We start from the raw sequence: 751 nt of genomic DNA on the forward strand, positions 1-751 counted from the left end.
TATAGCTTCATAGATATCTTGCCTGCGAACTGGCTTTGATACAAAACTATCCATGCCAGCGTCTAAGCACTTATCTTTATCACTTTCTAGCGCGTGCGCTGTTAAAGCGACGATTGGAATTGTAATTCCTTTCTTTCTAATCAGCCTAGTTGCCGTTATTCCATCCATTACTGGCATCGAGACATCCATCAAGATCATATCAATTTGAGTATCGTTTTCTTCAAGAAATGTAAGCGCCTCTGCGCCATGGCTTGCCATATGAACATTATGGCCAAGCTTGTTAAGAATCAATTTAATGACAAGTTGATTTGATTGAGTGTCTTCGACGATAAGCAAGTTTAGAGCTTTGTTTGGTCTATTATGCTCAATTTTTACAGGACGGCTTTGGTTGTAACGTGTTAAAACTGGAATTCGAATGGTGAAGTCAGAACCCTCATTCTCGCGGCTTCTTACAGAGATTTCACCTCTCATCATTTCAACTAAGTGCTTGGTAATAGCAAGCCCTAAGCCTGTACCACCAAACCGTCGAGTAATTGAGCGATCACCTTGATGGAATGCCGTAAATAAATGGGCTTGTTTTGCTCTCGAGATTCCAATTCCGGTGTCAGATATAGAAACTACAACTTCGTCATTTTCTTCAGCGACAGAAACAGACACACTTCCTGAGTCCGTAAACTTGATGGCATTCCCAATCAAGTTAAAGAGAATCTGTGACAGCCTCGTCGAATCAATCCAATACTGTTTGTCTGAT

At 41.0% G+C, this 751-nt stretch carries 1 protein-coding gene; it reads right to left on the reverse strand.

From position 1 onward, the window contains the following. Positions 1 to 751 (reverse strand): ATP-binding protein (locus R7Z47_RS24660; RefSeq protein ID WP_318130739.1); only part of this gene is annotated, 751 nt, incomplete at both ends.

Source organism: Vibrio sp. 1641 (genome assembly GCF_033339995.1).
In the GTDB taxonomy this organism is placed as follows: domain Bacteria; phylum Pseudomonadota; class Gammaproteobacteria; order Enterobacterales; family Vibrionaceae; genus Vibrio; species Vibrio alginolyticus.